This is a genomic window from Gordonia rubripertincta, from assembly GCF_038024875.1.
Taxonomy (GTDB): domain Bacteria; phylum Actinomycetota; class Actinomycetes; order Mycobacteriales; family Mycobacteriaceae; genus Gordonia; species Gordonia rubripertincta.
The window spans coordinates 1,224,720-1,250,255 of the sequence record NZ_CP136136.1 but is presented as its reverse complement, the minus strand read 5'-3'; the positions used below and the strand labels follow the sequence as shown (position 1 = coordinate 1,250,255).

21 protein-coding genes and 1 pseudogene are annotated in these 25,536 nt (G+C 65.4%); 10 read left to right on the top strand and 12 right to left on the bottom strand.

Annotation, left to right across the window (positions count from 1 at the left end; translation table 11 throughout):
* Window positions 1-21: 21 nt before the first annotated feature.
* From dinB to RVF83_RS05605, 6 genes are all read left to right on the top strand, one after another.
* Window positions 22-1,230 carry a DNA polymerase IV gene (dinB, locus tag RVF83_RS05630; RefSeq protein ID WP_005197704.1) on the top strand — a complete coding sequence of 403 codons (1,209 nt, stop codon included), beginning with the start codon at window positions 22-24 and terminating at the stop codon, window positions 1,228-1,230.
* Window positions 1,231-1,410: 180 nt separating this feature from the next.
* Window positions 1,411-2,847 carry a CitMHS family transporter gene (locus tag RVF83_RS05625; protein WP_005197706.1) on the top strand — a complete coding sequence of 479 codons (1,437 nt, stop codon included), beginning with the start codon at window positions 1,411-1,413 and terminating at the stop codon, window positions 2,845-2,847.
* Window positions 2,848-2,901: 54 nt separating this feature from the next.
* Window positions 2,902-4,563 carry a sensor histidine kinase gene (locus RVF83_RS05620; protein ID WP_005197707.1) on the top strand — a complete coding sequence of 554 codons (1,662 nt, stop codon included), beginning with the start codon at window positions 2,902-2,904 and terminating at the stop codon, window positions 4,561-4,563.
* Window positions 4,556-5,224: a response regulator gene (locus RVF83_RS05615; RefSeq protein ID WP_005197709.1), complete on the top strand. Its 669-nt coding sequence runs from the start codon at window positions 4,556-4,558 to the stop codon at window positions 5,222-5,224. The genes RVF83_RS05620 and RVF83_RS05615 overlap by 8 nt, the downstream gene beginning before the upstream one ends.
* Before the next feature lie 57 nt (window positions 5,225-5,281).
* Window positions 5,282-6,583 (top strand): TrpB-like pyridoxal phosphate-dependent enzyme, encoded by a 1,302-nt coding sequence (locus RVF83_RS05610; protein ID WP_005197711.1) that lies wholly within the window; start codon window positions 5,282-5,284, stop codon window positions 6,581-6,583.
* A gap of 14 nt (window positions 6,584-6,597) precedes the next feature.
* A complete protein-coding gene (locus RVF83_RS05605) occupies window positions 6,598-7,335 on the top strand; it encodes a DUF429 domain-containing protein (protein ID WP_039880308.1) in 738 nt (245 codons plus the stop codon).
* Between the two features lie 40 nt (window positions 7,336-7,375).
* Here the strand turns inward: RVF83_RS05605 and RVF83_RS05600 are convergent.
* From RVF83_RS05600 to RVF83_RS05590, 3 genes and pseudogenes are all read right to left on the bottom strand, one after another.
* A pseudogene (locus RVF83_RS05600) lies at window positions 7,376-7,645 on the bottom strand (GNAT family N-acetyltransferase); the annotation flags it as partial.
* Between the two features lie 60 nt (window positions 7,646-7,705).
* A protein-coding gene (locus tag RVF83_RS05595; protein ID WP_119033501.1) for an IS3 family transposase occupies window positions 7,706-8,850 on the bottom strand; the annotation gives its coding sequence in 2 pieces (ribosomal slippage) (window positions 7,706-8,583 and window positions 8,583-8,850; 1,146 coding nt in all).
* 224 nt (window positions 8,851-9,074) lie between these two features.
* Window positions 9,075-9,437: a hypothetical protein gene (locus RVF83_RS05590; protein WP_005195373.1), complete on the bottom strand. Its 363-nt coding sequence runs from the start codon at window positions 9,435-9,437 to the stop codon at window positions 9,075-9,077.
* Window positions 9,438-9,530: 93 nt separating this feature from the next.
* Between RVF83_RS05590 and RVF83_RS05585 the strand changes: the two genes are divergently transcribed.
* Complete coding sequence (locus tag RVF83_RS05585) at window positions 9,531-12,332, top strand: ATP-binding protein (RefSeq protein ID WP_005195371.1); 2,802 nt, start codon at window positions 9,531-9,533, stop codon at window positions 12,330-12,332.
* A 640-nt stretch (window positions 12,333-12,972) separates the two neighbouring features.
* Here RVF83_RS05585 and RVF83_RS05580 read toward each other — a convergent pair.
* Window positions 12,973-13,449 carry a hypothetical protein gene (locus RVF83_RS05580; RefSeq protein ID WP_247602434.1) on the bottom strand — a complete coding sequence of 159 codons (477 nt, stop codon included), beginning with the start codon at window positions 13,447-13,449 and terminating at the stop codon, window positions 12,973-12,975.
* A gap of 433 nt (window positions 13,450-13,882) precedes the next feature.
* On the opposite strand from RVF83_RS05580, the gene RVF83_RS05575 reads away from it, so the two are divergent.
* Window positions 13,883-15,037, top strand: coding sequence for a hypothetical protein (locus RVF83_RS05575; protein WP_005195368.1), 1,155 nt, complete (start codon window positions 13,883-13,885; stop codon window positions 15,035-15,037).
* A gap of 411 nt (window positions 15,038-15,448) precedes the next feature.
* Here the strand turns inward: RVF83_RS05575 and RVF83_RS05570 are convergent, their stop codons facing one another.
* Together RVF83_RS05570 and RVF83_RS05565 are read right to left on the bottom strand one after the other, a co-directional pair.
* A complete protein-coding gene (locus RVF83_RS05570) occupies window positions 15,449-16,285 on the bottom strand; it encodes a F510_1955 family glycosylhydrolase (RefSeq protein WP_039880003.1) in 837 nt (278 codons plus the stop codon).
* 124 nt (window positions 16,286-16,409) lie between these two features.
* On the bottom strand, window positions 16,410-16,727 hold the full coding sequence (locus tag RVF83_RS05565; RefSeq protein ID WP_039880002.1) for a hypothetical protein: 318 nt from the start codon (window positions 16,725-16,727) through the stop codon (window positions 16,410-16,412).
* A gap of 235 nt (window positions 16,728-16,962) precedes the next feature.
* On the opposite strand from RVF83_RS05565, the gene RVF83_RS05560 reads away from it, so the two are divergent.
* Window positions 16,963-17,913 carry a M56 family metallopeptidase gene (locus RVF83_RS05560; protein WP_005179979.1) on the top strand — a complete coding sequence of 317 codons (951 nt, stop codon included), beginning with the start codon at window positions 16,963-16,965 and terminating at the stop codon, window positions 17,911-17,913.
* 28 nt (window positions 17,914-17,941) lie between these two features.
* On the opposite strand, the gene RVF83_RS05555 is transcribed toward RVF83_RS05560, so the two are convergent.
* Window positions 17,942-18,595, bottom strand: a complete 654-nt coding sequence (locus RVF83_RS05555) for a DUF305 domain-containing protein (protein WP_024499309.1) — start codon at window positions 18,593-18,595, stop codon at window positions 17,942-17,944.
* A 268-nt stretch (window positions 18,596-18,863) separates the two neighbouring features.
* Between RVF83_RS05555 and RVF83_RS05550 the strand changes: the two genes are divergently transcribed.
* Window positions 18,864-19,799, top strand: coding sequence for a M23 family metallopeptidase (locus RVF83_RS05550; protein ID WP_005179985.1), 936 nt, complete (start codon window positions 18,864-18,866; stop codon window positions 19,797-19,799).
* Window positions 19,800-19,821: 22 nt separating this feature from the next.
* On the opposite strand, the gene RVF83_RS05545 is transcribed toward RVF83_RS05550, so the two are convergent.
* The 5 genes from RVF83_RS05545 to RVF83_RS05525 all read right to left on the bottom strand — a co-directional run bounded on the left by RVF83_RS05545 (window position 19,822) and on the right by RVF83_RS05525 (window position 25,529).
* Window positions 19,822-20,169 carry a metal-sensitive transcriptional regulator gene (locus tag RVF83_RS05545; protein ID WP_005195356.1) on the bottom strand — a complete coding sequence of 116 codons (348 nt, stop codon included), beginning with the start codon at window positions 20,167-20,169 and terminating at the stop codon, window positions 19,822-19,824.
* Window positions 20,166-22,328, bottom strand: a complete 2,163-nt coding sequence (locus tag RVF83_RS05540; RefSeq protein WP_024499311.1) for a copper-translocating P-type ATPase — start codon at window positions 22,326-22,328, stop codon at window positions 20,166-20,168. The genes RVF83_RS05545 and RVF83_RS05540 overlap by 4 nt, the downstream gene beginning before the upstream one ends.
* Window positions 22,325-24,004, bottom strand: coding sequence for a heavy metal translocating P-type ATPase (locus RVF83_RS05535; RefSeq protein WP_005195355.1), 1,680 nt, complete (start codon window positions 24,002-24,004; stop codon window positions 22,325-22,327). The genes RVF83_RS05540 and RVF83_RS05535 overlap by 4 nt, the downstream gene beginning before the upstream one ends.
* A 179-nt stretch (window positions 24,005-24,183) precedes the next feature.
* Window positions 24,184-24,411 carry a hypothetical protein gene (locus RVF83_RS05530; protein ID WP_005195354.1) on the bottom strand — a complete coding sequence of 76 codons (228 nt, stop codon included), beginning with the start codon at window positions 24,409-24,411 and terminating at the stop codon, window positions 24,184-24,186.
* Between the two features lie 77 nt (window positions 24,412-24,488).
* The gene (locus RVF83_RS05525) at window positions 24,489-25,529 is read right to left on the bottom strand and encodes a flavin-containing monooxygenase (RefSeq protein WP_005195353.1); all 1,041 of its coding nucleotides are present in this window, start codon (window positions 25,527-25,529) and stop codon (window positions 24,489-24,491) included.
* Window positions 25,530-25,536 lie beyond the last annotated feature (7 nt).

Here is a 25,536-nt window from a genome sequence, read left to right as displayed (position 1 = left end):
ACGTATGCGAACATATGTTCTATGCGGATCGAGCGGCGGGAACGGCAGGAGGCGACGATCCTGCACGCCGATCTCGACTCCTTCTACGCATCGGTGGAGCAGCGCGACGACCCATCCCTGTGTGGACGCCCGGTGCTGGTCGGCGGCGGGGTCGTGCTCGCCGCCAGCTACGAGGCCAAGGCCAGGGGAGTGCGGTCACCCATGCCCGGACACGAGGCGCGGGCCCTCTGTCCGGACGCCGTGGTGGTCCGTCCCCGGTTCGACGCCTACATGGAGGCCAGCCGCGACGTCTTCGACATCTTCCACGACACCACTCCCATCGTCGAAGGGATCTCGGTCGACGAGGCGTTCCTCGACGTCGGTGGTCTGGGGCGGATCAGCGGAACCCCGCACGACATCGCCTCGACGATCCGGACGCGCGTGCGCGACGAGGTCGGGCTGCCCATCACCGTGGGCGGCGCGCGCAGCAAGTTCCTGGCGAAGGTGGCCAGTGCCGTCGGCAAGCCCGACGGTCTGCTGATCGTCTCACCCGGCACCGAACTCGCCTTTCTCCATCCGCTGCCGGTGCGTCGGTTGTGGGGCGTCGGGCCGGTGACGGAGGCCAAGCTGCACGACGCGGGGGTCGAGACGGTGGGTCAGCTCGCTGAGATGGGTGAGCGGTCGCTGAGCGCGGTCGTCGGATCGGGGGCGGGACGCCACCTCTTCGCGCTCTCGCTCGCTCAGGATCCGCGCCGCGTCGAAACCGGCAAGCGACGGTCGTCGATCGGTTCCCAACGTGCGCTCGGGCGTCGACCCAAGTCCGAGGCCGACCTCGAGGCGACCATCGTGGCGATCGTCGAACGTCTGGGAAAGCGACTACGCACCGCCGAACGGGTCTGTCGCACAGTCATTCTCCGACTCCGCTTCGACGACTTCACCCGTGCGACCCGCTCGCGCACCCTTCTCGAGGCGACCGATCGCACCGACCTCATCATGGCGTCCGCGCGAGGGCTCCTCGCCGATGCCATGCCGATCATCCGCGAGCGCGGCTGCACCCTGGTCGGGTTGTCGCTGACCAACCTCGACGACCACGACAACATCCAGCTGACGCTCCCGTTCGACACGGACCATGCCGAGCAGCTCGACGCCACGATGGACCTGTTGCGCGACCGGTTCGGCCGGGACTCCGTCACACGTGCCGTGCTGATCGGCCATCATCACGGCGACGACGCACCGATGCTCCCCGACTAGGGATTGCGTAGCGACAATGCGCGCTATGTCCCCGGGTTCTCGACGAATCGAAGGGGAGCGAAAAGCGCAAAACGATACTTATGCGCTCAAGCGTGACTGTGTCGACTTCTGCCCCAACACTTCTGATGTGGCCACCGAAATGTGGTCGTCCTCACATCCACATCAGAATCGAGCTAGACAATGTTGGTAGCACTCGGCCTCGGAATGGTGGCCACCTTCATGGTCCTGATCATCACCAAACGGGCCACGCCCGTGGTGGCGCTGATCCTCGTCCCGGTCGCGTTCGGCCTGTTCGCGGGTGCCGGCCTCGACATCAGCGACATGATCACCGACGGCATCAAGGATCTCGCACCCACTGCGGCGATGCTGTTCTTCGCGATCATCTTCTTCGGGATCATGATCGACGTCGGCCTCTTCGACCCGGTGGTCCGGTTGGTCATCCGCGCCGTGCGCGACGACCCGGCCCGGCTCGTCGTCGGGACCGCCGTCCTCGCGATGGTCGTCTCGCTCGACGGTGACGGTTCGACGACCTTCATCATCACCACCGCCGCGCTGCTGCCGTTGTACGTGAAACTCGGTGTGAGCCCGGTTGTTCTGACCGTTGTCGCCGGTCTCGCCAACGGCACCATGAACATCCTCCCGTGGGGTGGCCCCACCGCCCGCGCCGCGAGTGCGCTCAACATCGACACCAACGACGTCTTCGTCCCGATGATCCCTGCACTCGCCGCCGCGCTGGTCGTCGTACTTCTCTTCGCCTACCACCTCGGAGTCCTCGAACGCCGACGCATCGGCACCCTCGAGATGAAGGAATCGCTGCTGGCTCCGCGTGAAGAGGTGCTGGGCGCCGCAGGCACCGGCTCCACGATTCCGCCGACGCCGCCGCGGCGCACTACCGGCGGTTCGTCGGAGATCGATTCGACGACAACGGGTTCCGACGACGACGAGACCCGCGATCGCGACCAGTCGTTCTCCAGCATCCTCGACCCCAATCGGGATACCCTGCGCCCCAAGCTGTTATGGGTCAACGCCGGACTCACCGTCGCGTTGCTGGCGATCCTCGGCGCCGACATCCTCGCCATCCCCGTGCTGTTCATGGTCTTCGCCGGCATCGCCCTCGCCGTCAACTTCCCGCACGTCAGGCAGCAGCAGGCGGCCATCACCCGGCACAGCTCGAGCATCGTGTCGGTGGTCGCCATGGTGCTCGCCGCCGCGGTGCTGACCGGCGTCTTCAACGGCACCGGCATGGTCGATGCCATCGCCCACTGGCTCTCCGACGGCATCCCCGCCTGGATGGGGCCGCACATGGCCATCGTCATCGGCGTCCTGTCGATCCCGTTCACCTTCCTGATGAGCAACGACGCCTTCTACTACGGCGTGCTGCCGGTCCTGTCCGAGACCGCGACCCGCTACGGCATCGACCCCACCGAGATGGCCCGCGCGTCCATCACCGGTCAGACGGTCCACATGCAGAGTCCGCTGGTCCCGGCGATCCTGCTTCTCGTCGCGCTGGCGGGAGTCACCCTCGCCGACCATCACAAGAAGGTTCTGTGGCGGGCCACGGTGGTCTCCCTGGTCATGCTCGGTGCGGGCGTGCTCGTCGGAGCCATCCCGTTCTGAGCGGATCGATGTCGGTGGCGGCGCTGGAATCAGCGCCGCCACTAGGCTGACGTCATGCGTTTACGGACGCAGGTGCTGCTGTTGCAGCTCGCTGTCCTCGCGGTCAGCCTCGCGGTCGGGTTCGGTCTCGTCATCGCCGGGGCCGACGACCGTGTCCGCGACGAGTACGCCCAGCGAGCCCTCGCCATCGCCCGGTCGGTGGCTGCCGACACCGACGTCCGCGTGGCGGTGGCCGCCCAACAGGGTCGAGGCGTCGACGCGGGCGAGCTCGTCGACGGCCCGCTGCAACGCCAGGCGGCCGCGGTCCGGGCTCGGACCGGCGCATTGTTCGTCGTCATCGGCAACGATCAGGGAATTCGCCTCGCCCACCCCGAGGTCGCGGAACTGGCCAAACCGGTGTCGACCGACCCGTCGAAGGCGCTGGCCGGTTCCGACGACGTCGCGACCGATCGTGGCACGCTCGGCGAGTCGGTCCGGGCGAAGGTCCCGATCTTCGACCCCGGCGGTCGCATCGTGGGCTTCGTCAGCGTCGGCGTCTCGACGGAACGGCTGGCCAGAGAGACCCGGAGTGACATCGTCGCCACGACGCTCCTCGCGCTGACCGCACTGGGCATAGGCGCGCTCGGTTCGGTCATGCTGGCCCGGCGCTGGCGCAAGCTCACCCTCGGCCTGGAATCCGACGAACTCGCCGAGCTCGTCCGCGAACAGGGTGCTGTCCTGCACGCGATGGCCGACGGCGTGCTGGCCGTCGACGCCGACGGGATCGTCCGGGTCGTCAACGACAAGGCCCGCGCGCTCCTCGACATCGACCCCCCTGCGGGTACCGCGGCCGCCGACCTCGGCCTCACCCCGCGTGTCGCCGCAGTCCTGGACTCACCCACCGACGAACCCCTCGCCGCCACGGTCGGCGACCGCGTCGTCCTCGTCAGCTCCCACCGGGTGCACGCCGACGGTCGCGACCTCGGCATGGTCCTCTCGGTCATCGACCGCACCGACGTCGAGGCCCTCAGCCGCGAGGTCGACTCGATCCGATCGATGGGCGCCGCCCTCCGCGCGCAGCGGCACGAAACCGCGAACCGCATGCATGTCCTCGCCGGACTACTTCGACACGGTCACGCGGACGAAGCGCTCGCCTACCTCGAAGAACTGTCCGGGACCGGCCCCGACGGGGCCATGCTCGACGGACTCGACAACGTCCGCGAACCACACCTCCATGCCTTCCTCGACGCGAAAGCCGCCCACGCGCGCGAACGCCGCGTGACGCTCCGCCTCGGTGACCAGACCTGGCTGCAAGGCACACTCACCGAACCCGTCGTCGCGACCACCGTCGTCGGCAACCTCATCGACAATGCACTCGAGGCAGCAAGCGGGCAGGCCGATGGGATCGTCGAGGTCGAGGTGATCGCCGACGGCGACACCCTGTTCGTATCGGTCGGCGATTCCGGTCCGGGCATCTCCTTCGACGACCCCGACGAGGTCTTCGCCGAAGGAACCACCACCAAACCGGGCGACCACGTGCCCGGCGGCCGGGGAATGGGGCTGGCCCTCGCCCGACAGGTCGCGCGCCGGATCGGGGGAGACCTGTGGGTTGCCGACCCCGGTGGCGAACGGTCGCCGACACCGGAGCATGATCCGCCTGGCGCACTCTTCGTCGCCCGGCTTCCGGGCGTCATCGCGCCCGTGGAGTCCGCCGAGGGAGTGAGCAGCAATGAGTGAGGATCTGGGGGTCCTCATCGTCGACGACGATTTCCGGGTTGCCGCACTGCATTCGACGATCGTCGACGCCGTGCGCGGCTTCAGCGTCCGGGCACGAGTCGGCAGTGTCGCCGAGGCGCGCCGGGCATTCATCGATCATCCCGACATCGACCTCGCACTCCTCGACGTCTACCTCCCGGACGGATCCGGCATCGACCTGGTCGCCGAACTCGACTGCGACTGTTTCATCGTCGGCGCCGAGACCGACGCGGCCGCCGTCCGGACCGCGATGCGCGCCGGTGCGCTGGCCTACCTGATCAAGCCCTTCGACGACGCCGACCTCGCTCGTCGTCTCGCCGGCTACGCGCAGTACCGGCGCGTCCTCAGCGGCGAGAACGTCGACCAGCATGCGGTCGACGCCGCGCTGTCCGCCCTGCGCTTCGGCACCCGCGCGGTGGAGCGGTCGGAATCCGGGTCGCCGACGGAGCAACGCATCCTCGACCTCTTCGTCGATCCCGACACCGCGCTGTTCGCCGACGACGTGTCGCGGGCGGTCGGGATCGCCGTACCGACGGCTCGTCGGCATCTGGCCAATCTCGTCGCCGCCGGTCGACTGCGGATGTCGCTGCAGTATGGAACCACCGGCCGACCCCGCCAGGAATATCGGCGCCCCAAATCGTGACCAGATAATGCCGCGGGCGGGGTACGCCGCCGACCTCGCGCACTAGAGTGTCAACCCATGACGACGCAAGTAGACGCCACCAATCCCGATCTGGTGACGGTCGGTGTGCCGACGCACTGGTACAACCTCGCCGCCGAGCTCGAGACACCGATTCCCCCGCACCTGCACCCGGGCACCAAGGAGCCGGTGGGCCCCGAGGACCTGGCCGCACTGTTCCCCAGCGGGCTCATCGCGCAGGAGGTCTCCAGCGCGACCTACATCGAGATCCCCGAGCCGGTCCGCGAGATCTACAAGATGTGGCGTCCGTCGCCGCTGATCCGTGCCCGCCGGTTCGAGGAGGCGCTCAACACCAAGGCGCGCATCTACGTCAAGTACGAGGGTGTCAGCCCGGTCGGCAGCCACAAGACCAATTCCGCTGTCGCACAGGCCTACTACAACAGCATCGACGGCGTCACCAAGCTGACGACCGAGACCGGCGCCGGCCAGTGGGGCAGCGCACTCGCCTTCGCCGGCGCGCAGTTCGGGATCGACGTAGAGGTGTGGCAGGTCCGCGCCTCGTACAGCTCGAAGCCGTACCGCGGCTTCCTGATCCGCACCTACGGCGGCACCATCCACCCGAGCCCGTCGGACCTCACCGAATCGGGTCGCGCGATGCTCGCCAAGGATCCGAACACCACCGGCAGCCTCGGCATGGCCGTCAGCGAGGCGGTCGAGGTGGCCGCCTCCGACCCCGACACCCGCTACGCCCTGGGCAGCGTGCTCAACCACGTCGTGCTGCATCAGAGCGTCATCGGCCAGGAGGCCGTCGAGCAGCTCAACGCCGTCGAGGCCGGCGGCGCGGACGTCGTCTTCGGTTGCGCCGGAGGCGGTTCGAATCTCGCCGGTCTCTCGTTCCCGTTCCTCCGGGAGAAGCTGCACGGACGGTCGAACCCGCGCGTGGTCGCCGCCGAGCCCGCTGCCTGCCCGTCGATCACGCAGGGCGAGTACCGCTACGACCACGGGGACGTCGCAGGCCTCACCCCGCTGCTCAAGATGCACACGCTCGGAATGGATTTCGTTCCGGACCCGATCCATGCCGGTGGTCTGCGCTACCACGGCATGGCGCCGGCGCTGAGCCACACCGTGGAGCTCGGACTGGTCGAGGGCGTCGCCATCACGCAGCACGACGCCTTCGCCGCGGGCGTGCAGTTCGCCCGGGCGCAGGGCATCGTCCCGGCCCCGGAGTCCACTCACGCGATCGCGGCCTGTGCTGCCCACGTCGCCGACAGTGACAAGGAAGAGGTCGTGGTCATCGGCCTGTCCGGCCACGGCCAGCTCGATCTGCCCGCCTATGCGGAATTCCTCGACGGCAACTTCTGATCGTGACCCCGGCGATGCGGACGGTCGGTGTCGACCTGTCCGCATCGCCGGCCAAGACCGCGGTCGCGGTCCTCGACTGGTTCGACGACCGGGCCGAGCTGGTGGAACTGGTCGTCGGAGCCGACGACGCCGAGATCCGACGCCTCGTCGACGGAGCGACGCGCATCGGCATCGACTCACCCTTCGGCTGGCCCGATGGCTTCGTGGAATTCCTTGTCGCACATCACCGTGAACATCTGAGTGCCGGCCGCAAGCTCGACGACATAGCGAATCGACGCCCCCTCGCGCTGCGTCGAACCGACCTCTGGATCATCGAAGCCGGACTCGGTCGACCGCTCAGCGTGTCCGCCGATCAGATCGCCCACGTCGCCTTCCGCTGCGCGGGTCTCCTCGCCGACCTGAGCGTCGGGAATCGTGTCGAGGGCTGGGCCGTCGAGGCATATCCCGCCGGGGCGCTGCGGCGTTGGGGGCTCACCTCGCGCGGTTACAAGCGCGCTGCCAACCGCACTGTGCTGACCGAACTCGTCGATGCGCTACGTACGGCCGCGCCGTGGCTGGAGCTCGGTGATCAACACAGCCAGATGCGCAGCGATGACGACGCATTCGACGCCGTCGTCACCGCGCTGATCGCCCGCGCTGCGGAGCTGGGCTTCACGACGCCACCGTCCGCGGACGACCGGCCGGTCGCGTTGCGCGAGGGCTGGATCCACGTCCCGAACTGCGAGCTGCCCGAGCTCATCTCTGCCGGTTGAGTAGGCGGGGAGCCTGCGACGAGCCGTGTCGAAACCACCCTCACCCCAACGGCTTGCGCATCAAGACCCGCGGGAATCCGTTCAGCACCGAATCGGTGTCGGCAACCTTTGTGAAGCCGCCCTTCTCGAACAACCCGCGGGTACCGACATACGCCATGGTGAGATCGACCTTCTCGCCTCGGTTGTCGACCGGGTACCCCTCGATGGCCGGCGCCCCGTTCGACCGGGCGAACTCGACCGCGCCATGGAGGAGAGCATGTGAGATCCCCTTCTTGCGATGACCGGGGCGGACGCGGATGCACCAGACCGACTGGCAGGTCCCCGATAACCGGTCCAGTCGGTCCTAGAGCCAGTTCTTACTTGCGGTCGGTCAGTCGATCTCGCAGCCCACGGGGTGGTGCTGGTGGGTGCATCGGGCAGCGTACTCGGCCGGGGTCTTGTAGCCCAGCGCTGAGTGGCGGTGTCGGTGGTTGTGGTCGTCTTTGAAGTCTTCGATGACCACGCGGGCCTCCAACAGGGTGGGCCAGCAGTTGCGGTTCAAACACTCGTCGCGCAACCGGTTGTTGAACGACTCGATGAACCCGTTGTTCCACGGTGTGCCGGGCGGAATGTAGGAAATCCCCACCGACCCTGCACAGAACGTCTGGAGGGCCTCAGAGATGAACTCAGGGCCGTTGTCCATGCGCAGCACCTTCGGTGGGCCACCCCAGATCGCGAAGGTCTTCTTCAACTCCTCGATCAACCGGTCGGCGGCGATCGAGCGATCCACAATGTTGAGCAGCGACATCCGGGTGTGTTCATCGACCATCGATGCGATCTTGACCTTCTTGCCATCCACGGTCGAGTCGAACTGAAAGTCCAATGCCCACACCACTTTCGGTGCGTCCGCGGTGGCAATCGGCACCGACGACTGGCCGGCCCGTTTACGCCGCGGCGCCCGGCGCACCTGCAATCCTTCTTCCTTCCACAGCCGGTGGACCTTCTTCTTGTTCACGGTGTCGCCTTCGTCGAAACGCAGCCAGGCCCACGCCCGACGGAACCCGTGGCGAGAATTCTGACGGGCGTAGGTTCGTAGCTGCTGGCGCAGGCCAGCATCCGGGTCAGCCGGGGTGTGCGCTTGCGGCAGTTGACGATACGCTGAACGAGCAAGCCCAACTACCCTGCACGCCTTGCGTTCTGACATGTTCATCACGTCTTTGAGCATGTCGATGGCGGCGCGTTTGGCGGTTGGGCTCAGAATTTTCCCTTGGCGATCTCCCGTAGCGCGTCCTTCTCCAACTCGGCATCGGCGAGCAGGCGCTTGAGCCGGCCGTTCTGCTCACGCAGCTCCTTGAGCTCCTTGGCCGCGTCACCGTCCATGCCGCCGTACTGGCGGCGCCAGTTGTACAAGGTGGCTGCCGACACCTCGAGGTCGGCGGCGATCTCCTCGCCGGTCTTGCCCTGCGCCGCCAACTCGTCAGCCCGGCGCAACTTGCGCACAATGTCCTCTGCCGAGTGGCGCTTGCGTCCTGCCATGATCCTCATCGTCCCTTCTCTGCCCTCAACAGGGCAATCAGGACTCTAAAACCAACCGGACCGGTTTACGGGGGACACGCCAGTTGCAGTGGAGCCGTGGCGGAACAGCGAGAGCACCCGGGCCAGCGTGTCGTCGTTTACGACTCACCTACCCCTGCATCGATGGGCAGCGGGGAGATCCCGGTAGCGGAGACGGGGCACACGAAGATGTTCTAGTTTCCGTACTAAAAAGGGTTCTGGTAGCCGCAACCTGGGCAAGTGAGGTATGCATCGGCGTTATCACCGTCTTCCCACGCAGCGGTGAACTCGCTTCCGGGCTTCATGGGGCTATCACAGCCCGTGCACCGACGCTCCACTCGGGGCCCTTGCGCCGACAGCAGACGCTCAATAAGGCTGTCGTCCTCGAGGACGAACTCCACATCACAGGAGACACACCACCAGCCCTGCAACGAGTCGAGGCAGTACGGGCAGTTGTCGAGAGTTGAGAAGTCCACACCTTCAGGGCTGTTGCCGTTCGGCATATCGCGCTGACCGCCCGAACGACCCTGCTTACCCGTGAAGCCTATGAGCTTGTTCACAAAGGACATGGTCCCGATGCTACGGGGGCTAGCCGTACGCAACGCCGACAGGCCTGGGCCAGCTACACCGCCAGCGAGTGGTGGGAAACGCATACTGTGGTGATGCGGCGCTCGGAACTCCAACGCCTTTTGGCGCTGACCAGTCCAGTTGTGGTCATCACCGGTGACACCGGCACTGGCAAGACAGCTCTTCTCCATGCGTATCAGAGCGCACAATCTCGAGACTCGACCGTCGCCCCACCGCCAGTCACGTGTACTTGGGACGGTGGTGCACTCCAGGTTGCAGTGCTCAAGGCCCTTGCCTCCGCACTCAGTGCCTCAACGGTCGACGCGACCATGTGGCGGCATATCCAGATACGACTCGAAAACGCCAGTAGGGAAATGGCTATTGAGACCGGAAAGAGCCTGGCCAAAGCCGTCGCCCAAGAACTGTCGGCGCAGGTCAAAGCGCGGCTGGGTGAACACGCCGGCGAAGGCCTCACCGCATTCGTGAAGGGCCTCCGGCAGGACCCCACCGCTGATATGCGCCGCGACCTGAAGACTCGCAGTGACCAGAACATGGTCAAGTTCTTAGCTAGAGCGTGCGATGAAGTCGCAACCGCGCTCGGTTGTGAGCTGACCGTAGCCATCGACGAATGCCAACGACTACCCGATAACGATCAACGGGCCCTCGCGACCCTCTCTCTCGAACCACCGACCCGGGCGAGATTTGTTCTCGCATGGTCCTCCGCTGCGCACCACCCCCGCGACGGCCTCTCTCGGCTACGTGAAGCTGGCTGCCGCGAAGTGGTTGTCGGTGGCCTCGACAGAGACGGGGTCAACGACATGCTTGCTCGCGGGGGTGTCGACACTACAAATACAGACCGAGTCCTATTCCTTAGCAACGGCTTCCCGCTCATCGTTGAGGGCCTGATCGGTCAACTCCGTAGCGGGGGCACACTCGACGATTACACACCCCCGACCGCATTTGTACTGTCGCTCGATCACGCCCTCGCCCGCCTTACTCCAGACGCCCAGGTTGCCGCACGCCAATTGTCGGTCTTCGAACTGCCGCCTGCGGAAGAGGCCATCCTCGGCTACCTCGCCATCCCTGCAACGCAATGGGGTGTTATGCGCAGCTCGCTCGAACGCGAGAGCATCCTGAGTATCAATCGCGACGGGCGGCTCTGGTTTCATCAAGCACGTAGAGCGCACCTATGGAACACCATCCTCAGCGACGCTGAACGCGCCGAGATCGGCGAACCCGCCTATCAGACACTGCTCTCGCAATACCGCACGCCAGGCGCAGACTGGACGGGATTGATGGTCCCTATCGCGCGGACAGCCCGATACGCCCTCACCAGCCAAACCAACCAACCACTCCTTGCCGAGATTCTTGAACTGGACCAATCGCAACTCGCCGTGATGGCAGCCCTCATAGAACTCGAGACCACCCAGGGCCCAGCTGATATGCAAACGAAATGGACGCTGCCCGATCCAGCACTCATCTACGCCCACAATGTTTTTGGCGCCGACCGCGGTGAGGCCCTAGACGCGTTACCAGCCCTCCTCGAACGCGACTTGATCGAGACAGTCGAAACCACCGGGGTAGAGAACACAGACCCCCCCGTCGCCGTCACACTTGACGCCGACCCCAATGCCGAGTCTCGAATCGTTCTCTACGGCCGTATTCAGGACGTCCTCGGTAAAACCGTGATTCCGCATATCACCGATCGCGTCGTGCGAGAGCAGTACGAAGCGCTTCGGCTCGAATCGACACTCGTAATAACCGAACCCGGGCGAGCCGACGCTGTCAGGCTCGTTGAGCTGGCGAACAGTCATCCCCTCTATCGCGTCAACCTATTGACCGGAGCCGTCTGCCCGATGATGGGTGTGCAGATCGACTACGGAGGTCATCCCATCAGCCTGTCCGCGATCTTCAACACCGATGCCGATCGACAGCTCGCGAAAACTGGGGCTTTGAATATCGATACCGAATCCTACGGGCGTCGAGTGAGAACCACCCGTGTCTTCGAGGACCAATCGACGACGGTCCCCTCGTGGCGGCTCTTGCGAGCTGTGTACTACGCCACGGGGCGCCAAGTGGAGGCCACGCATAACGGAAAGAGGTGGATGCGGAACCCCGGCCCTGCGCTGCCCATACGCGAGTACGCACGACGGAAAGCCGACTTTGTCGACATCCTTCGTAATAGGGTTAGCGACCTCGAACAGGAGATCTACGCGCTCGACGAACCCCGTGGTTACGCAGTGGCGCACGCCGCCGCCGACGGTCACTCCTGGTTCGTTGAACTGCGTGGCACCTCCCGCGTGAGCGTTCTGACCGCAGAGCAGCTCGCTCTACTTCAAGGTGACCACCCCTTCCGTTTCGCCCAGCTAGAGCATCGCCTCGCTCTACGCCCCGGCGAACGCATTCACCACATAACTCGGCGTGTACAACCCGAGGGTTTGGTGGACGATCCGGTGGTCGATCTGCTTGAAGACTTCTCGGCTTATGCACGGACATACAACCGAAATCAACCCCGCTACCGCATCGCGCTTGAGCCCGACCAACTCGCCCAAGCCGTACGCGCAGCCCATCTCCGCGACACATCGCTCGGCAGGACACTCTCCGAACAGCTGACGATCGGCAACATGCGAGGGCACAGACCACAACACGCCCTCCGTGTCGCCGTGCATCCCGGAAACCGGGCCCTACCCGCCGTCGTCGCCTACACAGAGCCAGTTGGAGAACCAACCGACATCCAGGTCAGATTCGCTCGCCGTTCAAGCACCCCCGCCGATGAAAACCAGCTATACACGGAATTGTTCGGGGAGCCTCTTAGCGTGCTTTACGCGGATACCGCTCGATCCGCGATCGCGGGACTGCTTGGATACGAACGCGGTGAAATCGAACTCACTCGCTGAACAGTTGGATGAGGGCACCAGGCGAGTCCCGATGCACCTACTTGATCCAAGATCAGTTTCGTCACTGGTGACGTAATACAATGGCGCACAACACAAGCCGGTAGCGAGACGTGTTGAAGTATGACGAGTAACAGGGGGCGGGCCTAGACAGGCTCAGTCCGTACGTTACGGACTAGAACCCGCCCAGTGTGAGTTCCAGCTGACAACGGACTCGGGAGCCAGGCGGCAACCACTGACGTGGCGCCACTCCAACCCAGGGTAGTGATCTTTGCTTAGCATCGGGGGAACGGTCAGAACCCAAAGGTGCTGACTCGCATCTGTTTTCACTCGTCCTTGTTCATCGCCGATAATTTACGTTATGTCATCACAAGCACTGCACATTGCATCTGATGCATCACGCTGTCCACCATCCGTCGGCATGGACGCAATCACGACAATCACTCCGTGGCAACGACTCTCGGCGATGCCCCACTTGGTGTCCGCGAGCCGTCGGAGGCTCCAGGCTGCGTCGATCGCCGGGTGGCTGCGGTTCGCTGACCTGCTGTCCTTTGCGTCGTGATGCATCGAATGAATCAATGATGCATCTGATGCAACAGTCGATGACCGTCTGCACCCCGACGTAGACACCAGCGTGAGTCAGTTAGGGACAAGCCTGCGGTCGTGTGAAGTATCGAGTGGGTGCGGCGTATTGGTCGGGGGCGCCACGGTCGGCGTCGGCAGTGACGATGTCGAGGTCTGTTTGGGTTAGTAGGCCGGTGATCGTCTGAGTATTCGCACCGACGATCGCCCAGTGGTCGTCAACGTCGGAGGCGATGCACCACGCGTGGTCGGCCGGCCATACGAACGCTGCCGGGTTGTGCCCCGTCTCTCGCACACCCCATTGGCCGAAGTCTGACAGTGGGCCATGTAGGAGGTAGTAGGACCGGTTGGGGATGCGCATTCGGGCGCTCTGCCGCATAACCGCAGAGGTATCCGGCCAGCCTTCCCAGATCGCAAAGTAGCAATCGTCCGGTGTCGTGGTGGCAGTACGCAAGAGCTCGCACAGATGGCCGACTTTAGCCTGGTCAGTGGGTTCGTTCGGATCATCGACGTAATCCTGGCCGTCTGGATCAGGCATGAATCGCAATCGTGCGTAGGTCTCGAAACCCGGAGCGCCGAACCCGGCTAGATCCTGCCACGGCTCATGGGAGTTCACGATCCAGCCAGCAGCTCGAGGAGTCTCGCACGGTCTCAGTACCACGGGTCAATGACACCACAGTCGAGATCGGGAATGTTCGAGCTTCTACACCCGGCCGCTCGCCTTCGCGGAGCTCGAAGCGGTCGGCGGTCCGGTCAGGATCGGCACAGTCCCGCGTCGGCTACCTACGGCGTCTCGCAGTGGTACTCCAGCACATCCAAGACTCGCAACGCTGCCTCAACCGGACCGCAGCCCGTACCCGGGCCGGCCGACTCGTCGACCTCGCGGACAAGATCGCGCCGCATTTCGATGCCGACGGCCCCAAAATCGGACCACCGTCTTGAATGTCGTTGGTTGCGGGCATCATTACTGAATGTCCAGCAGAAGCCGTTCCCGGAAGAAGAAGGCCAGCAGCGACGCCACGGAGTCCCTGCCGCTGGCCCCTGAGCTGTTCTCGGAACTGAACGCTACCTTCTACAGCGGTGATCCGGCCGAGTTTCTAAGGATGCGGATCGAGTCGCTCTCGCTGATGACGCTCCCGACCGAGGAGGTCGGGGCGATGCTGGCCACGCCACGCAAGATCGGATCGCTCGGTTTCGACCCGGTAGGGCCGCCCACCGACGACGTGCGCGAACGCTACATCGCCACTGAAGCGGTGATGATCTTCCACCACGCCGCCGAGATGTTCTTGCGCATGTTCTACGCCCACGTCGAGAAGCCGGACTGCCCGTGGCTGGGCATGTCCTCCTCGACAAACTTCGCTGAGTTCAAAGCCAAGGTCGCCAAGAGCCTGGAGAGCGGGTTCGACGAGGCCGACATCGCTCGGGTCTTCCTCGGGGGCACCGATCCGCGCGACGCATCCATCCGGGCCACCGACGAGGAGTTCACAGCGTGCGTCGACGGGATCAAGCTGCTGCTCGGATACAGCGCGACGCAGTTCCTGGATGAGTCGTTCCTATACAACGCGGCGAAGCACGGGCTGACGACCGTTCGGGTCGACACCGGCGCGATGACCCTGACGAGTGCCGACGGCGACGAGGTGCGCCTGCACGACGGCAGCCTGCTCATCTACATGCACGGCCCGTCCGCTCCCGGCGTCAAAGACGGCCCGAAGCACCACATCAGCATGACCGGCTCTCTCCCGGACCAGGACCTCGCCGTGGCAACCATGATCTACCATGCGATCGCCGATCTGTGGGCGGTGGCCAGGCGTCGCTACACCGCGCAGCCGGGGAAGTTGATCCTCTTCGATCGCGCTACGGTGCAGAGCTGCATCTCCGGCCCCGTCCGCGCCTCGGGGAACATCGCCCGCACAACGGTTATCGAGCTGACGAAGAAGCGCCCCGACGGCACTCTCACCGACATCAGCGTGAACCTGCGCGTCATCCGTACTGCTGCCGTCGAGGAGGGCGAGCGGTCCCCGATGCGCACCGTGGAGCTGCCGGTACGACAGCGCGATCGGCACGTCATCAATCCTTCCCGCAGGTGGCTGCTGCCGTTCTCACCTAAGGCCTCCTCGCGCGTCTAGGGCTGAACGGCTGGCTCCGGCACTACTTTCACCCGCACAGGATGTCGTGCGGGTCGGGGTTACGCACCGATCGCGATCCAACATCTCGGCTGCTGATCTGAATCCTGCCGATGGAAGGCGACCGCAGAGAACTGTCCGGCCGCACAGCTCGCCCGAGGGGAGCGGCCGCTCTCATCGACCTCGATCTCGACGACGCTTCCTAGGACACGCAGTGAACGAATATGCAGTGTTACCAGTATGCAGCTACCAGGACAGCCGATTGGCGGGGCCTTCGATGGCCGTCCCCGCCCAAGGCGATCTGACAGAGGGGGTGCCCGGGCGACCTAGGCGGTTCTCGCGAGGAGTGGGCGAGATCTAAACGCTCTTCCGGATCTCAGTCGCCTCCTTCCTTCGTTGCTCCCCACGAGTCCGTTAGCTGAGCGTGTATAGCGATTGCCCGTTTGCGGCGTATGCAGTTTCGGCGTCTCTGGCGACCAGCGCGGTGACACTGCTGATGGTGCTGCGTTGTTCCCAGTGTGTGCCGTCTGGGCTGCGCCAGACGGTGTTGGCGGTGTCAATGCCCCAGAGCGTGCCATCGGGTGCGGCCGCCAGGAGGGCTAGGGCCGGCGCATCGGGGACGATTGTGAAGGTCTGGGCGTCGTCGGTGCTGTGTTGCAGCCCTGCGGGGGTGGTCGCCCAGACGCCGTGGTCGGTGATCGCAAGTGCTGCTGCGGCCAGGGACGCGCCGGTGGTCCAGCTTGTCCCGTCGTCGGTCGATACGAGCAGGCGGTTGATTCCGTCGAAGCCTACGAGTAGTTGTCCGTTGGTGGCGAGCGCGTGAAAGTCGATTTCGCCGGCCACCGATCTCGGTGTCCATGTCTGCCCGCCATCTTCGCTGGCGACGAGTCCCAGCGGGTTGGGTGCCGAGCTCCGCGGGCTGGGATGGCCGGAGGCGAAGAGCCGATCAGAGCCGGGTACCCCGGTCAGTCCCATGAAGTCGTCGTCGGAGACGCCGACCCGGCTGGTGGTTCCGTCTGCGGTGAGGGCGACTACGCCGGTGTGAGTTCCGGCGAGGATCGTGCCGTCGGCGCGGATGTGCAGGGCGTGAAGGTGGTCGAGTTCTGGGGTCAGTGTTGCGACTATCTCTGGTGAGGTTGCCGACGTCGGTGGGGATGTGGGTTGTTCCTGGGTGGCACAACCGCTCAGCACAGTCAGCGTGGCGATGACTACGACCGCAACAGTGCGGATGGACAGGCTCGAGACAGGCAAGCGGCTAGGACTTTCGTGTGGATAGGGCCGAGTTCGGGCGTGGCGTCTCTGGGGTGGTGTGGGTGATCGGCGATAGCGGCGAGACTGGGTAGAGGGTCACCGTGACCCCCTGGGGGTGTCGTGGTCACGACATCTGGATGGGAGTGGAAGCCTGCGAAGGTTGTTGGCCGCAATGTCTTTGGAGGACGAGGGAGGCAAGGACGGTACCGAGGTGGTGACGCGCCCCGGCGAGGTCGCCGATCGCAGCGAGGTGGCGGACGAGACCGATGTGTGCGGCGAGGTGGCGGCGTCGGTTCGAGGTGACGCTGAAGTGATGGGCGCGGTGGAAGAACTGGTGGGCCGAGTATGGCGTGGGTGCCCGGTAGACGTCGCGCATGGCATGCAGATACTGACGACGGTGGTCGTCCGGGGGCGAGTGCGTCCCCCTCGGGTTCTCGGTCACAGCGCATCCCTCGAACTAGTACGCGCAGGCTGGGTCAACCCGCGTCATCTAACTACTATAGGGCCTAGTAATTGGCGGCGCGGTGGGTGCTGGAGTTGCGGCGTCACGGACGAGCCCCTGGGGCATACTGGCTGGTGGTGCAGGTGGCGGACCGCCGGGAAGGTGTATTGAGCGTGGGTCTCAGCGAGCACGACGGCGGGCGTCGAGGATCGAGGCGAACGATGGGTGAGCATCCATGAGTGCAGCGGTGGTGCTAGTTGTTGCCGCAGGTGTGCTGGGCTGGCTGTGGCCTCGATGGATGGTTCGGGTGCAGGGCCGTATCGATGCTCGTTGGGTGTTGGTGGCCTGGCCGGCCGCGCAGGTCGTGTTTGCGTTGTTGTGGGTGGGAGCTGTTGTGACGCTGGCGGTTCCCGGTCATTTCGGCATCCATTCGTTGTCTGAGGTGGTGTCGTGTCTGCGGGTGTTGTCACACGGCGCATCCCCGCGGGTGGAAGCGATCTCTGGTGGCGTGCTGGCGGTGGTGACCGTGGCAGCGATTGTCCGAGCGGTGACGATCGCGGTGCGATCGGCGGTGCGGATGCGTGGTGCTCGTGAGGAGTATCTTCAGTCGTTGCGGTTGGTGGGCGCCCGCAGTGAGCGCTATCCCGATGTGTGGTGGCTCGCCGACGGGCGGCCGATGGCGTTTTGTCTGCCGGGCAAGGATGCCGGCATTGCCGCCACGACCGGGTTGCAGGCGGCGTTGTCCGGTGAGGAACTCGATGCCGTCGTTGCTCATGAGCGCGCACACCGGCGGCAACGTCATCACACCGTGGTGTTGGCGGCCCGCGCTCTCGGGCGTGCGTTCCCGCTGATTCCGTTGTTCAGCCGCGCGGGCCGTGAGGTCGCCGGCTTGGTCGAGCAAGCCGCCGATGCCCGCGCGGCCCAGCTGGTGGGTGCGCGGGCGGTCTGCTCGGCGTTGGGAACGTTGGCCCGTTCGGGACCTGTAGCGGGCCCGGTGGGTGTGTTGTCGATCAGCGATTCGTCGTCGGTGGGGCCTCGGTTGAGCCGCTTGGACTCCGGTCACCGGTGCCGGTCGCGACGTCATCATGTGGGTGCTGCCGCGGCGGTGGCTGGTGTGGTGGCGGTGCCGACCACGCTAGCGGTGTCCGGTGTCGTCTCGGCGATGGTGATCGCGATGTGTGTGTAGCCGAGACCGACCCGGGCAGGTCCGACCGCTAGGGGTTGTTGAGAAGCTGCTGCATCCTCGCAATTTCGCTCTCCTGATCAGTGACGATCTGACGTGCCAGAGCGATCGCCTCGGGCGATTGGCCGTCTTGAATCTCGGTCTTGGCCATGGCGATGGCGCCGCGATGGTGTTCGATCATCTGCGTCAGGAACAGGCGCGACGCCTCGGCTCCTTGCGCGTCGCGTAGCTGCTGCATCTGTTCTGGCGACATCATGCCCATCATCGACGGCATCGGGGAGGAACCCGGCGCCATCGACGTACCCATGTCCATGTTGTGTCCCTGGCCCTCGAGTGGGGCTCCCCATTGCTTCAGCCACGACTGCATCTGCTCGATCTCAGGCTGCTGAGCGTCTTTGATCTGCTGGGCCAGACTGACGACCTGGGGGTTGATGTTGTCCTTCTCCAACAGGATGTCGCTCATCATGATCGCCTGGGTGTGGTGCGGGATCATCTGCTGGGCGAACGAGATGTCCGCGCTGTTGTGTTCGGCAGAGGCCGCCGCTGACGATTCGGTACTGACCGTGCTGGTACCCATCCCCGACATCGAGGAATGATCCTCAGTCGAGGTGTCCGAACACGCGGCCACCACTGTCAGAACAGCCGCCGCGGCAGCAACGACGACACCGGTTCGTGTGACTCTCATCGATCTCCTCCTCAAGAGTGATACTTCGCCACCGCCCGGCGGCGCTTCGATAACAATTCTACTAACACCGATAGTAGTTAGTCGCCTGCCCGCACCCACAAAACGGGCGGTGAACTGCGCAAACAAAGCCACCAATGCCCGATTAGTTCGCTTCGTAGTGGAGCCGCGTGTGACTGGTGGTGCACAAGTGACTTGTGGTGTGATCTCGCGGGTACACGCATGGCACTCGTGCGTGGGTCTACGACGTCCGCGGGAAAGGTCCGACCGCATGCAGATGGTGTTGACATCGCTACGGGTCAAGGCGGGGCAGCAGTGGGGCCCCAAAGCGCTGGGGGTGGCAGCGGCGGTGTGTGTGGGTGTTGCGCCTGTGATTGCCACCGCACCGGCGGCGGCCTCGACCGATGGACATGTGGCCGGGGAGCTGATCGCGATCGTGCAGGACTCGGTGAAGGCCGCTTTGGGTGGTGCCGCGGCTGCGAATTTGGGGAAGCCGATCACGCAGACGGCGTCCTGCCTGGGCGCTCAGGCCCAGTCGGGCAGCGTCGGCGATGCGGGCAGTGCAGCCGCACTGCAGTGCTTCGGCACGTTTTCGCTCATTGATCCGATAGACGGGTTCCGGATCATCGACGCGTTACCGCTGGCTCGGCTGGTAGCCACCCTGATCGCCGCAATCGTGCCGCACGATCCGAACGAGCCGCATGGCCCCCAGCCGCAGGAACCCGGAACGCCGACACCGCTGCTGCCCGGTAGTGGCGGTGCGGTGGCGCCGACTGCGGGCGAGATCACGTCCACCTTCGGTGACGGACGGGGCCATCAGGGCATTGATATCGGCAATGATCTGGGCGCGCCCATTGTCGCGGTAGCTGACGGGGAGGTCATCACCTCCGGACCTGCCGAGGGGTTCGGGTTGTGGATGCGGATCCGGCACGATGACGGCACGATCACCACCTACGGCCACAACGACGAGAATCTGCTCGAGCAGGGCGCGCGAGTACGGATGGGCCAATCGATCGCCACAGTGGGCAACCGTGGGGTCTCGACCGGCCCGCATCTGCATTTCGAGGTTCTCGACCCGACGGGAGTCAACGTCGATCCGGCACAGTGGCTGGCCGATCGCGGGGTGGTTCTGGCGATGGCCGCTGATGCAGACGCCCGCGCGCCGGGGCCGGTGGTGCCGCAGTGGGTCGGCGAACCACGCCTGTGACGAACCCGGCGTGGTGGGTGGCTCAGGAACGAACGAGGCGAGCGATGGCCGCCGAGGCTTCAGCGATCTTCTCCTGCGCCTCGTCCCCGCCGGCGTGGGCGGCATCGAGCACACAGTGGGTGAGATGGTCGTCGAGCAAACCCAGCGCGACCCCCTCCAGCGCCTTGGTCAGCGCCGAAATCTGGGTCAGGATGTCGATGCAGTACTGCTCCTCGTCGACCATCCGATAGATACCTCGGGATTGCCCCTCGATGCGCTTGAGGCGGGCCAGGTATTTGCCCTTATCGCTGATGTAACCGTGGGAAGAGTGTTCCGAGGCAGAGGATTCTTCCGGGGTGGAGGATTGTCCCGGTGCGGACGCAGCGGTCATGGACTCACCTTCTCAATGGATCTCGGTCGGTTGTGCTGCAGTCCACGCACTGTACTCGCGCCTGGCTGCAGGTCGAGTCGGCGTAACAGTTGCGCGTTGAGTGCGACCACGACCGTCGAGGCTGACATCAGAATCGCTCCGACCGACATCGGCAGGACGAACCCGATGGGCGCGAGAATTCCGGCGGCCAGCGGTACAGAGATCAGGTTGTATCCCGCTGCCCACCACAGGTTCTGCTTCATTTTTCGGTAGCTGGCGTCCGACAGCTCGATGACCGACAGCACCGAGCGGGGGTCGTCGCTGGCGAGGATGACCCCGGCCGAGGCGATCGCGACGTCGGTGCCGGCCCCGATCGCGATGCCCACATCGGCCTGGGCCAGGGCGGGGGCGTCGTTGACGCCGTCGCCCACCATCGCCACCTTGCGGCCTTCGTGCTGCAGTTCGGCCACCTTGCTGGCTTTGTCTTCCGGCCGTACACCGGCGAACACCCGATCGATACCGAGGTCGTGAGCGACGGTGTGCGCCACTGCTTCGGCGTCGCCGGTAATCATCACAACCTCGACCCCGCGGGCGTGCAGCACCTCGACGGCTTGGCGGGATTCCCCGCGCACCTCATCAGCAAGTTTGAGAGCTCCAATCAGCTCAGTGTCGCGGGTGACATGCAGGATGATTGCGCCGTCGGCGCGCCAGCGATCAGCGATGGCCAGTTCCTGATGGCCCTGTTCCTCGAGCATGCGGGGCCCGCCCACCCGCACTGTGGCGCCCTCGACGCGAGCGGTCACACCGACCGCCGGTGACGAGGTGAAGTCGGTGGCCGCCGGCACCGGCCGCGCGCGGTCTCCGGCAGCTGCGACAATCGCTCGCGCCAACGGGTGCTCACTGTCGGCTTCGGCGCTGGCGGCCAGGGCGAGCACGGTGTCCTCATCGACGCCGTCGGCGGCCGCGATCTCGATGACCGTGGGCTCACCCTTGGTCAGGGTTCCGGTCTTGTCGAACAGCACCGCATCCACAGTGCGCATGGCCTCAAGTGCCAACCGGTCTTTAACCAGCACGCCGCCGCGGGCGGCGCGTTCGGTGGCAATGGCCACCACCAGGGGGATAGCCAAGCCGAGTGCGTGCGGGCAGGCGATGACCAGCACGGTGATGGTTCGAATCACCGCCTGGTCGGGTTGGCCGATGACCGTCCACACGATGGCGGTGATGATCGCTGAGCCGAGCGCGAACCAGAACAGCAGCGCTGCAGCGGAATCGGCCAGCCGCTGGGCGCGGGAGGTGGAGTTCTGCGCGTCTGCCACCAGGCGCTGAATCCCGGCCAGCGCCGTGTCATCGCCGGTGGCGGTGATCTGGACCCGCAGCCCCGAGTCGGTGGCCACCGTGCCGGCCACCACCTGATCGCCGATGCCGCGGCGCACCGTGCGCGATTCTCCGGTGACCATGGATTCATCGAGCTCGGCCGAGCCGTCTACGACGCGACCGTCGGCCGGCACGCTGGCCCCCGGGCGCACGATCACCACATCTCCGACCTGCAGCTCACTGGGAGCAACCGTGGTGATCTGGTCGCCATCGACGCGTTCGGCCTCATCGGGCAGCAGCGCGGCCAGCGAGTCCAGGGCCGAGGTCGTCTGGGCCAGCGACCGCATCTCGATCCAATGCCCCAACAGCATGATCACGATGAGCAGCGCCAGTTCCCACCAGAAGTCCAGTTCGTGGTGCAACACACCGATGCTCGCACCCCAGGACGCCACGAAGGCCACCGTGATCGCCAAGGCGATCAACAGCATCATTCCCGGTGCACGCGACCGCAGTTCTGAATAGGCGCCTACCAGGAACGGCCGCCCACCCCAGCAGTACATCACCGTACCCAGCACCGGTGAGACCCACTTCAACACTTCACCATCGGGTAGGTCATAGCCGATGAGCATCGCGAACATGGGCGAAAAGGCCACGACCGGCACAGCCAGGGCCAGCATGATCCAGAACAGCCGCCGGAACTGCCCGGCGTGATCACCATGCCCCCCATGCCCAGCGTGATCATGGTCTGCGCGGGCGCGCTCAGCATGGTGATCGTGGTGGTTGTGTGACGCTGCGGCGAGTTGGCCGTGGTGGCGTTCATCGGCGGCGTCGTGACCGACGTGCTCAGGGGAAGAGTGCTCGTTCATGCCGCTACCTTATACCCCTTGGGGGTATACGTCGAGGGGTTGGTGGGTGGAACTGTGGACGATGAGTGGGGCGGGCTGGTGAAGGCGCGCAGCCGCAGGCTGTTGCTGACGACGAACACGCTGGACAACGCCATGGCGGCCCCGGCCAGCATGGGGTTGAGCAGTCCCAGCGCGGCCAGCGGTATCGCGGCGACGTTGTAGGCGAATGCCCAGAACAGGTTCATTTTGATCGTTTTCAGAGTGGTGCGTGCCAAGGCGATCGCGTCGGCGGCAGCGTTGAGGTCGCCGCGGACCAGGGTGATGTCAGCGGCATGCATGGCGGCGTCGGTGCCGGTGCCCATCGCCAGCCCGAGATCGGCGTGGGCCAGGGCAGCGGCGTCGTTGACGCCGTCGCCGATCATGGCCACAACCTTGCCGTCGGATTGCAGGTCGGTGATGACGGCGGCTTTGTCGGCCGGCAAGACGTTAGCGATGACGGTGTCGATACCGACCTCAGCGGCCACGGCATCGGCGACGGTCTGGTTGTCGCCGGTCAACAGGATGGGCGTCATACCCAGTGCGGCGAGCCGGGCGATGGCGTGTGCGCTGGTGGGTTTGATCGCATCGGCGACCGCCAGGACCGCATGGGCGCGGCCGTCCCAGGCGACGAGTACGGCGGTCTGTCCGGCTTCTTCGGCGGCGGTCTGCGCCTCGTTGAGGTGGGGGTCATCAACGGCGATGTGGTGTTCGGCCAGCAGCGTCGGACGCCCGACGGTGACCACACGTCCCTGGACCAGACCGCGCACGCCTCGACCTTCGAAGTTGCGGAAGTCGTCGACCTGGTCGAGCGGCCCGACTTCGGCGGCTGCACCAGCAGCGATGGCGGCCGCGACGGGGTGCTCGGAGGCATTCTCCACCGCCCCCGCGAGGGCGAGCACGTCTTCGCGAGTGGTGGAGGGAGCAGTGGTGACCTGGACGAGTGTCATCTGTCCCGTGGTGACCGTGCCGGTTTTGTCGAGGACAACGGTGTCGACGGTTCGGGTGGATTCGAGGACTTCGGGGCCTTTGATCACGATGCCGAGTTGGGCTCCGCGGCCGGTACCGACCAGAAGTGCGGTCGGGGTGGCCAGTCCCAGAGCGCAGGGGCAGGCGATGATCAGCACAGCGACCGCGGCGGTGAACGCCGCTTGCAGGGGATAGCCGGCGCCGATCCACGCGCCGAGGACAGCGATGGCGACGGCGATGACCACCGGCACGAAGACACTTGAGATCCGGTCGGCCAGTCGCTGGGCGTGGGCTTTGCCGGTCTGGGCGCGTTCGACCATCGCGGCCATTTGCGCGAGTTGGGTGTCCGCTCCCACGCGGGTCGCCCGCACCCGCAGGTGCCCGCCGGCGTTGACCGTTCCGCCGGTCACGGTGTCGGCGGGGGCGACCTGGACTGGCATCGACTCGCCGGTGACCATGCTGGCATCGACTGCCGAGGTGCCGGACACCACCACACCGTCGCTGGCGATCTTCTCGCCGGGGCGCACATTGAACTCGTCGTCAATGGCGAGCTCGCCGATCGGGATCCGATGCTGGTGGCCGTCCCTGATCACTGTGACGTCTTTGGCGCCCAGCTCCAACAAGGCCCGCAACGCCGCACCGGCGCGCCGTTTGGACCGCTTCTCGAAGTATCGGCCGGCCAGGACGAACATCGTGACCCCCGCGGCTACCTCAAGGTAGATGTTGCCTGCACCGTCAGAAGCGCTGACCGTCAGGGTGAATCCTTTACCGGACTAGGATGGCAGGAGCTCGCCAGCAATGCGTTTGCCGCAATCATCTGCTGACGACCGTCTCCCGAACCGACGCGCCAACGAAGGCGTGACTGCTCTTGTCAGAGCTTGATCTTGACATTGTCACCGCGGCTGATTGCTTCGGCGATGCTGGTCAAAGTCGGCTCGACGAGGGCGGTGCCAAGCTTGCGTTGCAGCGCTCGCTTGACCGTGGCTACGGGCTGGCCTTTGCACTGGCGGTAGACGGCGTCGACCTCCCGCTGCATGTTTCCCGCAACCTGCTTCGCGAGCTTCTTCTCGAAGTTCGGATCCATCGTGAATCCAGCCATGTCGTCCCCCTTGTGGTCACCACTTGAGTGATCACGATCGTATCTGCGGGCACCGACACCAACCCCGCCATCAGCGTCTACCTGACCATCCGCCTGACGAGGTAGCGAGCGTCACGGCCGACTCCCCGTAAAGATGCGGAGGAGAGGCTGCGCTGCCATTCGAGGCCGATGTAGCCGAGTCCGGTGTGGGTGGTGGACAGGCCTTTCCGTTGCCGGGGGCGCCCGTCCTGGTCGAGAGCACCGATACCGGCGAGGTAGGGCAGGTGGGGTGTGTATCCGGTGGCAAGGACGATCGCGTCGACGTCGCTGGAGGTGCCGTCGGGCCATACGGCGGTGTCGCCGTCGAGTCGGGTGAACATCTCGCGGGCAACGGGTTGGGATGCGGCGAGGGCGGCGCGGTAGCGGCCGGTGTCGAAGACCGGCACGGTGGGCGGGTTGGTGATCCGGTGCCCGATGGGGAGGGCGTCGATGCCGGTGATGGTGAACCAGAAGTGCATGTCGCGGCCGAGGGGGCGTTGCGGGGCGAACTTCACCGGTGTGCGGCTGGCGAGGGTGACTGTGGTGGTGTCGGCGAGTTCCGCGGCGATCTGGACCGCGGAGTTGCCGGCGCCGACGACGATGACGTTCTCCCCGGTGTGGTCGGCGGGGGTGCGGTAGGTGCTGGCATGCAGCAGTTTTCCGGTGAACGTGTCTTGTCCTGGCAGTGCCGGGAGGTGGGGTGAGCCGAATCCGCCTGTGGCGGCGACGAGCCGGGGTGCGGTGAAGGCGGTTCCGATGTCGGTGTGGGCGGTGAAGGTGTGGCCGTCGTGGTCGACGGCGTCGACCCGGTGGTTGAGGTGGATGTCGACGTCGAGGCCCTTGGCGTAGCGGCGCAGGTAGTCGACGACTTCGTCGCGGTGCGGGTAGTGGTCGGGGTCGCCGGGGAAGGAAAGCCCGGGTAGGGAGCTGTATTTCGCGGGCGAGAACAGGGTGAGGCTGTCGTAGTAGTGCGGCCAGGATCCGGCGGTGTCGTCGGAGGCTTCGAGGATCGCGGCGGTCAGGCCACGCTGGCGGAGGGAGTGGGCAGTGGCCAGGCCGGACTGGCCGGCGCCCACGATGAGGGCGTCGTAGTGGGACATGTGGGGG

Bases quoted from the DNA above. Each gene is read 5' to 3' on its own strand.
- RVF83_RS05525 (WP_005195353.1), bottom strand. From the start codon at position 25,529: ATGTCCCACTACGACGCCCTCATCGTGGGCGCCGGCCAGTCCGGCCTG.
- RVF83_RS05545 (WP_005195356.1), bottom strand. From the start codon at position 20,169: ATGACCGCTGCGTCCGCACCGGGACAATCCTCCACCCCGGAAGAATCC.
- RVF83_RS05535 (WP_005195355.1), bottom strand. From the start codon at position 24,004: ATGTTCGTCCTGGCCGGCCGATACTTCGAGAAGCGGTCCAAACGGCGC.
- RVF83_RS05605 (WP_039880308.1), top strand. From the start codon at position 6,598: ATGCGGACGGTCGGTGTCGACCTGTCCGCATCGCCGGCCAAGACCGCG.
- RVF83_RS05560 (WP_005179979.1), top strand. From the start codon at position 16,963: ATGAGTGCAGCGGTGGTGCTAGTTGTTGCCGCAGGTGTGCTGGGCTGG.
- RVF83_RS05585 (WP_005195371.1), top strand. From the start codon at position 9,531: ATGCGGCGCTCGGAACTCCAACGCCTTTTGGCGCTGACCAGTCCAGTT.
- RVF83_RS05540 (WP_024499311.1), bottom strand. From the start codon at position 22,328: ATGAACGAGCACTCTTCCCCTGAGCACGTCGGTCACGACGCCGCCGAT.
- RVF83_RS05530 (WP_005195354.1), bottom strand. From the start codon at position 24,411: ATGGCTGGATTCACGATGGATCCGAACTTCGAGAAGAAGCTCGCGAAG.
- RVF83_RS05610 (WP_005197711.1), top strand. From the start codon at position 5,282: ATGACGACGCAAGTAGACGCCACCAATCCCGATCTGGTGACGGTCGGT.
- RVF83_RS05620 (WP_005197707.1), top strand. From the start codon at position 2,902: ATGCGTTTACGGACGCAGGTGCTGCTGTTGCAGCTCGCTGTCCTCGCG.
- RVF83_RS05580 (WP_247602434.1), bottom strand. From the start codon at position 13,449: ATGCCTGATCCAGACGGCCAGGATTACGTCGATGATCCGAACGAACCC.
- dinB (WP_005197704.1), top strand. From the start codon at position 22: ATGCGGATCGAGCGGCGGGAACGGCAGGAGGCGACGATCCTGCACGCC.
- RVF83_RS05625 (WP_005197706.1), top strand. From the start codon at position 1,411: ATGTTGGTAGCACTCGGCCTCGGAATGGTGGCCACCTTCATGGTCCTG.
- RVF83_RS05550 (WP_005179985.1), top strand. From the start codon at position 18,864: ATGCAGATGGTGTTGACATCGCTACGGGTCAAGGCGGGGCAGCAGTGG.
- RVF83_RS05615 (WP_005197709.1), top strand. From the start codon at position 4,556: ATGAGTGAGGATCTGGGGGTCCTCATCGTCGACGACGATTTCCGGGTT.
- RVF83_RS05555 (WP_024499309.1), bottom strand. From the start codon at position 18,595: ATGAGAGTCACACGAACCGGTGTCGTCGTTGCTGCCGCGGCGGCTGTT.
- RVF83_RS05590 (WP_005195373.1), bottom strand. From the start codon at position 9,437: ATGTCCTTTGTGAACAAGCTCATAGGCTTCACGGGTAAGCAGGGTCGT.
- RVF83_RS05575 (WP_005195368.1), top strand. From the start codon at position 13,883: ATGTCCAGCAGAAGCCGTTCCCGGAAGAAGAAGGCCAGCAGCGACGCC.